At 72.8% G+C, this 882-nt stretch carries 1 protein-coding gene; it reads right to left on the bottom strand.

What is annotated here, in order from left to right; genetic code table 11:
• A partial coding sequence (locus IE217_RS34360; protein ID WP_373298196.1) for a polyketide synthase dehydratase domain-containing protein occupies nucleotides 1-710 on the bottom strand: 710 nt, incomplete at its 3' end.
• Nucleotides 711-882 lie beyond the last annotated feature (172 nt).

The raw sequence follows: 882 nt of genomic DNA, 5'->3' as shown, positions 1-882 counted from the left end.
GACAACCACGCCTGCACCACACCCAGAACACGACCCACCGCACCACGCACGGCCTCAGCCGACACACCACCGTCGCGCACGGTGGTGGAAGGCGCGCACTCCACCACCACGACGGGCGGCACGGCCCGACCGCCGTCCAACGCGCTCTGGAGCTCGGCGAGATCGCAGTCCGGCAGGACCACCCAGTCCTCGGAGGAGTACGCCGAGGAAGGCCCGGCCTCGGGCACCGGTACTGCGGTCCACTCGACGCGGAACAGCGAGTCGTGACGCTCACCCGCCGCCGCACGCACCTGCTCCACCGAAGCGGCCCGCAACGCCACCGAGTCCACCGACGCCACCGGCCGGCCCGAACCATCGGCCACCAGCAACGACACCGCGTCCGAACCCAGCTCACCCAACCGCACCCGCAACGACGACGCACCCGCCGCGAACAACGACACACCACTCCACGCGAACGGGATCAGCGGACCGCCGCTCGCAGGGTCACGGCGCTCGGCGGAGTCGATACCGACCGCGTGCAGCGCCGCGTCCAGGAGTGCCGGGTGGAGTCCGAAGGTGGCCGCCGCGTCCTGGGCCTGCTCGGGCAGGACCACCTCGGCGAACAACTCATCCCCGCGCCGCCACACCCCACGCAGCCCACGGAACACCGGCCCATACGCCAGACCCGACTCCGCAAGCTCCGCATACAAGCCCTCAACGCCCAGAGCCACCCCGCCCTCCGGCGGCCACACACCCAACTCCCCCGCCGAGGCCGGAACCGCAGCCGCCACCGGCGCCAGGACACCCGTGGCATGCCGCACCCACGGCTCACCGCCCACCGCGTCACGCCGCCGCGAGAACACCCCGAACGACCGCCGGCCACCCCCATCAGCGGCCTCCACC

Origin of the sequence: Streptomyces naganishii JCM 4654 (assembly GCF_014650575.1) — a bacterium.
GTDB classification, from domain to species: Bacteria; Actinomycetota; Actinomycetes; order Streptomycetales; family Streptomycetaceae; genus Streptomyces; species Streptomyces naganishii.
This window is presented reverse-complemented; position numbering and strand designations above follow the sequence as displayed.